The sequence below is a fragment of the Thermanaeromonas sp. genome (assembly GCF_021890735.1).
Lineage (GTDB): Bacteria > Bacillota > DSM-521 > Neomoorellales > Neomoorellaceae > Thermanaeromonas.
The window spans coordinates 1-3,649 of sequence record NZ_JAKKUR010000120.1 but is presented as its reverse complement, the minus strand read 5'-3'; the positions used below and the strand labels follow the sequence as shown (position 1 = coordinate 3,649).

The 3,649-nt window shown below is 47.6% G+C and carries 3 protein-coding genes, 1 tRNA gene and 1 riboswitch; all 4 genes read right to left on the bottom strand.

Annotation, left to right across the window (positions count from 1 at the left end; all coding sequences use genetic code 11):
• Window positions 1–2: 2 nt before the first annotated feature.
• A tRNA-Ala gene (locus L5656_RS10905) sits at window positions 3–78 on the bottom strand.
• A 53-nt stretch (window positions 79–131) separates the two neighbouring features.
• A complete protein-coding gene (locus tag L5656_RS10900) occupies window positions 132–602 on the bottom strand; it encodes an AAA-associated domain-containing protein (RefSeq protein ID WP_297202869.1) in 471 nt (156 codons plus the stop codon).
• Between the two features lie 71 nt (window positions 603–673).
• Complete coding sequence (locus L5656_RS10895; protein WP_297202867.1) at window positions 674–1,423, bottom strand: ABC transporter ATP-binding protein; 750 nt, start codon at window positions 1,421–1,423, stop codon at window positions 674–676.
• 14 nt (window positions 1,424–1,437) lie between these two features.
• On the bottom strand, window positions 1,438–3,141 hold the full coding sequence (locus L5656_RS10890) for an ABC transporter permease (protein WP_297202865.1): 1,704 nt from the start codon (window positions 3,139–3,141) through the stop codon (window positions 1,438–1,440).
• Between the two features lie 74 nt (window positions 3,142–3,215).
• Window positions 3,216–3,381: riboswitch (M-box (ykoK) riboswitch) on the bottom strand.
• Window positions 3,382–3,649 lie beyond the last annotated feature (268 nt).

The following is a 3,649-nucleotide window of genomic DNA, read 5'->3' as shown; positions in this document are numbered from 1 at the left end:
CTTGGTGGAGCTAGGGGGATTTGAACCCCCGACCTCTTGAATGCCATTCAAGCGCTCTCCCAACTGAGCTATAGCCCCACGCGCACCAATTATTATATAGAGCGCAGTATCGGTTTGTCAAGAGACAAAACTTAGCTGTTTTGCAAATAAAGGCGTTCGGTTTGAGGATCGTAAGAGATGACCTCTGCAAACCGGCCCCAATCTACAATGGTTTTGAAGAGCTGTTCTGCGTCTTCATCAGACATGCTTTGCTCAAAAAAGTCTACTAGCTTCTCCCGTTTGATGCTGCGCTTGCCCGTCGAATTTAGCATCCGAAATACTTCTTTAAAGACTCCCAGGCCTTCTAATTGCCGGGCTAGTATGGCCTTTCGCCCGTTTATATCTGCTGCCAGGAGATCTTTACCTACTTCGGTAAGAATAATATCTCCGTCGCTTGTCTTTACCAGTCCTAACAACACGGCGGCTTCAATAACCGGCTCAATATCGTCAAGCTCCAGAGAAAGCCCCCTAGCCAATTTAAAAATATCTTCCTTTCCTTCAGCGTCCTCCAACATCTCCAAAAGCCCCAATACCATCCCTATACCCACAGGGGGTAGAGGCACGACGTCCAAGATTTTTGCCCTCCCTTTTGCCGCCAGCTTTTCTACTGTTTAAATAATATTATAGCAGCCATCTAAAAGAGAAGCGAATAAATTTTATCCACTACAGTTGAAAAAGCCTGATCCCTCATGTTACGGGGCCGTGGCAATTCAATTTTTACATCTGCCAAAACATGGGCCGGCCTTTTGGAAAGCACAATAACTCTGTCCGCCATGAACACAGCCTCTTCTATGCCGTGGGTTACCATAAGGACTGATTTGACCGGTAGAGTAACGTCTAACCATAGATCTAGAACTTCCTCCCTTAAGTTTTGAGCAGTGAAGGCGTCCAAAGCTGAAAAAGGTTCGTCCATGCAAAGTAGTTCTGGATCCATGGCTAAAGCCCGGGCGATACCTACCCTTTGTTTCATTCCCCTGGAGAGTTCACGCGGGTACGCTTCCTCAAATCCATCGAGCCCTACTTTATCAATATATTTGCTCGCTATCTTTTCTCTTTCCGGCCGCGGAATCCCTTTGGCTTCCAATCCCAAAGCTACATTTTCCTTTACGGTGAGCCAGGGGAATAAACCAAAGGACTGAAATACGACAGCTATCCTGTCCGTAACTCCATTGATAGGTTGGCCACGGTAGCGGATTTCACCTTGGCTTGGCCGGTCCAGTCCGGCTATCATTCTCAAAAGGGTGCTTTTACCGGAACCCGAAGGTCCTACAATGCATACGAATTCCCCTTTGTTTATGGTAAAGCTTACGTCATTGAGAACGGTCAGGGAACGCGTACCGTCTTTATAAGTTTTATAAACGTGATCAACTTCCAGCAATGCCACCTACCACACCCCCTTTACTCTTCCGCCTCAAAGGAGAACCTGGTGGCAGCCCATTCATAAAGCCTGCGCCAGAAGAAACGGTTTAGCGCTACAATGACAAGGACCATGGCCATAAGGCTGGACCATATCACCTGGAAGTTTCCTGTGGTATATATGGCTTTATCTAAAAGGGAGCCGATACCGAAAGCCATATAGGTTTCGCCGGCATAGACCACGTACTCAGAAACAATAAGCGCATTCCATCCTCCCCCCCAGGCAGTAATACTTCCTGTTACAAGGGAAGGGATGAGGGCCGGAAAGACTACCCGGCGCAAATATTTAAAACCTCTAAGGCCAAAAACCATGGCCGCTTCTTTCATATCTCTGGGTATACTCTTTACACCAGCTACCAGGTTAAACAGCAGATACCACTGCATACCGGTAAGGACTAGTAAAACGGCTGCCAGCTCCATACCTCCGGCAAATCCCACCAAAAGAAAAACAATGATAGGGAACAAAGCAGTAGCGGGCACCGAGGCCAAAACTTCAAAAACGGGCATAAGGACATTGTAAGCTTTTTCGTTGTGTCCTATCCAGATGGCCACGGGCAGAGTCCAAAGCAAGGACAAAATATATGCAGCCAGAAGGCGCAAGAAAGAATAGAAGATGGCTTGGGGTACGGTAAAGATTTCTTCATGCCAAGGAGGAAGAAAGAGTATAACCAATGCTATTAATCCCCGGGTGAGAGAGTAAGTGAGTAACAGCAAAAACCCCCAGAAGACAACACGGCCAACTTGGGGGAAATAGGGACGTCCCGGTAGCCTCGACCCTAAAGAAATCATAGCCCTCCCCAGAGCGGTAGCCCCTGATACTATTAGTCTCCTTAACTCTCGGAAAACCGGAGCTTCATACCATAACCGGTAGCCCCAGCCTTTGGGAAGCGTCCGCCCGCCGCCGGTTTCAAACTCGTACTTGAAATTTTCCGCCCAGGTAGAAAGGGGATGCCATATGAAGGTATTCATAACGGCAATGATGGCCACCAGTGTGGCAAGCCCGGCTAAAGTTAAACCTAATTTTCCTTCTTCTGCAGTTTTTATGAGATAGCTACCCAGACCGGGCAAGGAATATTCTACTGGGCCTATGGCTATGATTTCAGCCGCTATTAAGAAATACCAGCCTCCGCTCCAGGAGAGGATGCTGTTGTAAACAAGCTTAGGGATACCTGCCGGGAGATAGAGCTTCACAAACCTGCGCCATCCGTTAACCTGGTAGGCGTCTGCCACCTCTTTTAGTTCGATAGGGATGGTGGTAACAGACTCGTAAAACCCGAAGGTCATGTTCCAGGCCTGACTGGTGAAGATTAAAAAGATAGAAGCTAGCTCAATACCTAAAATGCTGCCCCGGAACAGGCTGACAAAAAAATAAATAGCTGCCGGGAAAAATCCTAAAATGGGTACCGATTGAAGCACATCGAGAACGGGAAGCAGGATCTTTTCGGCTCTGGCGTCCGTGGCCGCTTTATAACCGTAAGTCAGGGAGAATATTAAGGAAAGAAAATAAGCCGCTAACATCCGTAAGAAAGAGCGCAGGGCATAATAGGGGAGTACTCCTAAAGTAGAAAGAACGGCAGTCTGCCCGGCCACCTCGGTGATGCGGTGCCCGTGATAAGCAAAATAAGCAAAGGCACTGAGGAGAGCTACAGTCACCACGGTTAAACTTAAATTGCCGACCCTCTTCAACCTCCTCACCTCCTTCTTTTTTAGGTTTCCAAATAGATCAAAAAAGTCTTCCCCGAGCAGGAAGACCTAAACTTTATACCCCCCACTCGTTGAGCTTTGGCTCATGCATAGCTAGAGAGTGCTCTCAGCCACATTAGGTAAAACCTTAAGCCGGTAATACCTGTTGACCCATTGGCGTCTTTCGACGTTTCCGGGCAGTGGCTTATGTCTATGCAGTAGCCTCACCTAACGAGGAAATATATATGCAATTGTCGTCCTCATTATATTGGACACAATCAAGCTAGTCAAGGAAAAATCTCAGCTCAAATAAAGTAGCCGGTGGAAAGGCAAAATTAAAGTAGAGTGGCAGATTTTAAGGAGGGATGTGGCTTGGCTGACATAACTTTATGGATGGGGCCTTTTATCGGCCGGAGAGATGTAGAGCGGGTAGAAGATATTTTAGTTCAGCTAGGGGAGGGGGACCAATTAACCATTTCCATGGAGGCGGCTGATGCCCACCAGGCAGATT